The organism is Ruegeria sp. BHSA123, assembly GCF_059613425.1.
The window spans coordinates 1-4,426 of sequence record NZ_JBXWSL010000125.1 but is presented as its reverse complement, the minus strand read 5'-3'; the positions used below and the strand labels follow the sequence as shown (position 1 = coordinate 4,426).

Here is a 4,426-nt window from a genome sequence, read left to right as displayed (position 1 = left end):
GCAAACACGATAGGTAAGCGCACCAGCACAAGAACAAGAACAAGAACAAAACCGATCAGGGCAGCGGTCATTGGTGGTGCTCCGACAAGGTATGGGGGGCAAGAAAGTGCAAAAAGCCGGTGATGACCATTGCAACAGCGGTGATCGCTATGAACCCCGAGATGAACCAGCCTACATAGAAGACAGGGATCGAAAGGTATTCCGTGACGTCCCCGTAATCCCGCGCGCGCTCGGCAAGTAGCCAGACACGTTGGATCGGCCAGATCAACATGACGCCGGACACCAGATACACGATCCCATCGCGCACCCGGCTTAACCGCAGGCGAGAAAACAGCCCATCCGTCAAGTCCACAGCGATTTGGCCCTTCCCTGCTGAGATCATCGGCAAGACCGAGAACACGAGGATGGCCATCAGGATCCGGGTCAGCTCTGTCGCCGCCTCGATCGGGGCGTTGAAGACAGAGCGCAGGATGACATCAAAGAATGTCATCACCATCAGGATGAATAGCGCGGCACAGGCCAGCAGCGTTGGCACGATACTGACGCGACGCGCAAAGGTCACGAGAGATTGCATAACGGGTCCCCAGCGGGTGAAATCGGCTGGCGGATCGCGTCCGCCAGCCCGACTGCGTTATTGCGCAGCCATTTCATTTACGATCATGTCGTAGGCTGCCTGGGCGTCGATGCCTGTGCCACTGACTTCGTCGATAACCTTGGCGCGTACATCCGCGGCAATCGCATTGAACTTTTCCAGATCTTCAGCGGATGCGGCATGGATTGCGTTACCTTCGGTGCCTTCGGTCTCTTCCCGGCCGATCGCATCGATCTCATCCCAGATCTTGCCAATTTCGCGGCTCAGCGGTTCCCCGAAAACGTTTTCTTCCAGCGCTGCCTGCAGATCGGCGGGCAGATCAGCAAAGGTGTCTTCGTTCATAATAAAGGCAAACGAACCGCGATACAGGCCGCCAGGGACCTCATAGACGTTCTGGGCCACTTCCGTCAGCTTGAAACCTTTGCGGGATTCAAAGGGCATGACGACGCCATCTGCGGCTTTGGAAGCCAAGGTTTCATACACTTTCGGTGCTGGAACCTGGATACCGGTTGCACCCAGCGCCGTGCCCACGTCACCACCAACACCGCCGGGGATGCGAACCTTGAGGCCCGAGACTTCGTCCAGTGTTGTTACCGGGTTGCTGGAATGCAGCTGAGCCGGACCATGTGTGTGCAAAGCGATCACTTTCACACCACGGTGTTCATCCGCTGCCTTCAAATGCGCGTCATATGCCCGCCAATACGCAACCGACGCAGCCTCGGCCGAGCCTTCGTATCCGGGAAGTTCGATCATCTTGGTGGTGACAAACCGACCCGGCTGATAGCCGTGGAATATGATCGAGGCATCGGCAGCGCCATCCATGATCAAGTCCATCTGCGCGGGGGGCGGGGCAAGGCCCAGCTTCAGCTCGGCGGTGACCTGACCATCGGTGGCCTCTTCGATCATCTCGACGAATTTCGGCCACATCTTGGCATTGATGCCATGGGTCGGTGGGGCCCAGCTGGAGATGGTCAGCGTATAGTCTGCCGCAAGCGCCACTGTACCTGAAACGGCCAATGCAGCTGAGGCAAGAAGTGTGCTCAACCTTGTGAATTTCATAGTTCTGTCTCCTCCCTGTGAAACATGAGTCAAGAATGCGTTAATGGTCACTTTTGTAACCATCAACTTGTTAATTGTCTCCAAGACAGCCCGCGACGCGCCATGAACCGGGGCTTTCCTTGGCTACGGTTTCCATCATTGCCTGCGTCGTGCTGGCACCGATTTCCTTGCAGTAGTTCATCGGACCGCCGCGCCAGCGCGGAAAGCCGTAGCCGTGAATTTGAACCATATCGACGGCTTCCGCGGACTCGGCGATCCCCTGCTGAATGATCAACGCGCCCTCATTGTCCAACACCGCCAAAATGCGCGACACGATTTCGTCCTGTGCGTATGCCCGCCGCGTTATGCCCTGATCAGCCGAGTAGGACTCGATCAACGCGTCCACTTCGGGATCACGGATCGGTTCGCGAGTACCGTCTTCATAGCGATACCATCCTTTGCCCGTGCGCTGGCCAAGACGACCCATCTCGCAAAGCTGGTCAGCAATCGTCACATAACGTTCGTTCGGGTCGCGGGTTGCTGCATTACGTTTTCGGTTGGCCCAGGCGATTTGGAGGCCGGTCAGATCTTGCAACTCGTAAGGCCCCATGGGCATCCCGAAAGCTCGCATTGCCTGGTCCACCTGATAAGGCAACGCCCCATCCGCCAGCAAATAATCGGCCTCGCGCCGATACGCAGCCAACATCCGGTTGCCAATAAAACCATCACAGATGCCCGACAGCACAGAAACCTTGCGAAGCCTTTTTCCAAGCGCAAACCCGGTGGCGACAACTTCGGGCGAAGTTTGCGGCGTATGCACGACTTCCAACAGCTTCATAACATGGGCAGGGCTGAAGAAATGCAGGCCAATACACCGCGATTGATTTTCGATACCCGCGAAGATATCGACTGGGCTCAGGTAAGACGTGTTCGTGGCCAGAATCGCGTCACGCTGCATATGGCGGGCCAATTCTGCAAAAACCTGTTGCTTGACTGACAAGTCTTCAAACACAGCCTCGATCGCCAGCTGAGCGTTCGCAGCTTCGGAGTAGCTGTCCACAGCTCGAAACGCAGCAAGGCGTTCCCGCAGCTGTGCTTCGGACATCTTACCCCGCTTGACCGCCCTCTGTAGCAGCCCCTCAACCCGGCTACGGGCGGCGGCAGCTGCATCCAAATCTCTTTCAATCAAAGTAACAGACAGCCCGCCACTCAGGGCAGCGGTGGCGATCCCTGCGCCCATCAACCCGCCACCGACAACTGCGATCCGGCTGATATCGCGCGGAGTAACTCCGGCAATCATGGAAGGTCTGGCCACCTTGCGCTCGGCAAAAAAGGCGTACCGCAAGGCGCGGCTTTCAGAGTTTTGACGCAGAGCCAGATGGCGCGCACGCTCTTTCGGCTGTGCGGCAGCAAAGGGTTCGGACGACCAGCTGAGCGCGGTCAGGTTTTCCAGCGGTGATTGCTGACCCCTGGCGCGTTTTATCAAAGCCTGACGGCTCGTCTCCAGAAGGTCAGACGCGAATTCGCCGACGGGCCTTTGACTGACAGGTGCCGGGCGCTTTGGCAGGTTGGCGACAAAGTCCAGAACAGCTGCCGTTGGGTTATCGGCAATCAGGTCAATTCCGCCGAGATTGGCCATTTCCTCGGCTTTCAGGGTTTTTCCCGAACAGGCGATGTCGATCGCTGCTTCCATTCCAACAAGGCGCGGCAATCGCTGCGTGCCCCCTGCCCCCGGGATGAGGCCCACATTGACTTCCGGCAACCCAAAGCTGGTGCCCGGCGCTGCGATCCGCCACGCGCAGGCCATGGCAATTTCAAACCCGCCACCTAACACGTTGCCGTGCATACAGGCGATAAACGGCACATTACTGTCTTCGATTTTCTGAACAACATCAGGCAAATGCGGCTCAACCGGAGCCGCATCAAACTCGGACATGTCACCGCCCGCGATAAATGTCCGACCGGCGCAGCACAGGACGGCAACCCGAGCTTTCTGAACTGCATCGACCGCGGCGGCCAGACCCTGCCGAACGCCCGTCGAGGTTGCGTTCACCGGCGGGTTGTCGACTGTGACCCAGGCCACGTCGCCCTTAAAGTCAACACTCACCAGCGACGGCTGCGACATTGGCAATCCCTTTGATCAGTCCAGATTCGGTTCGGGTTTATATATTGACCAACCGTTCGGTTAATGCAATGATTAAGTTGTCACGGGAACAGATGAGACTGCCATGAGCGATACGATCCTTGTACATGATCACGGAAACTGGGTAGAAATAACCCTGAACCGCCCCGACAAGCTGAACTCGTTCAATGAGGAGATGCATCTTGCCCTTCAGGACGCGCTGAAGAGCGCGCGCGAAAATGGTTCCCGCGCGATTTTGCTGACCGGCGCAGGGCGCGGTTTTTGTGCGGGTCAGGACCTTGGAGACCGCGATCCCTCGAAAATGGATGGCCCGCCTGATCTGGGCAAAACTGTACGCACTTTCTATGCCCCTTTGGTTCGACTGATCCGGTCTTTGGATTTCCCGGTAATTTGTGCCGTAAACGGCGTGGCCGCGGGTGCAGGCGCGAACCTTGCACTGGCCTGCGACATGGTTCTGGCCGGGGAAAGCGCAAAGTTCATTCAAAGCTTTTCCAAGGTCGGGCTGATTCCGGACACAGGCGGCAGCTGGCACCTGCCCCGATTGTTGGGCGAAGCGCGCGCTAAGGGGCTGGCCCTGACAGCAATGCCCCTAACCGCCAAACAGGCCGAAGAATGGGGGCTGATCTGGAAGGCGTTGCCCGATGATCAGCTGA

At 57.7% G+C, this 4,426-nt stretch carries 4 protein-coding genes; 1 reads left to right on the top strand and 3 read right to left on the bottom strand.

The features are described from left to right. Positions 1 to 67: 67 nt before the first annotated feature. The 3 genes from AC2FNC_RS20170 to AC2FNC_RS20160 form a co-directional block, all read right to left on the bottom strand. Complete coding sequence (locus AC2FNC_RS20170) at positions 68 to 574, bottom strand: TRAP transporter small permease (protein ID WP_480521232.1); 507 nt, start codon at positions 572 to 574, stop codon at positions 68 to 70. A 57-nt stretch (positions 575 to 631) separates the two neighbouring features. Then, complete coding sequence (locus AC2FNC_RS20165; RefSeq protein WP_480476975.1) at positions 632 to 1,651, bottom strand: TRAP transporter substrate-binding protein; 1,020 nt, start codon at positions 1,649 to 1,651, stop codon at positions 632 to 634. A 70-nt stretch (positions 1,652 to 1,721) separates the two neighbouring features. Then, on the bottom strand, positions 1,722 to 3,755 hold the full coding sequence (locus tag AC2FNC_RS20160; protein WP_480625360.1) for an FAD-dependent oxidoreductase: 2,034 nt from the start codon (positions 3,753 to 3,755) through the stop codon (positions 1,722 to 1,724). 103 nt (positions 3,756 to 3,858) lie between these two features. Here AC2FNC_RS20160 and AC2FNC_RS20155 point away from each other — a divergent pair. Continuing rightward, the coding region (locus AC2FNC_RS20155; protein ID WP_496716471.1) for an enoyl-CoA hydratase-related protein at positions 3,859 to 4,426 on the top strand (568 nt) is incomplete at its 3' end.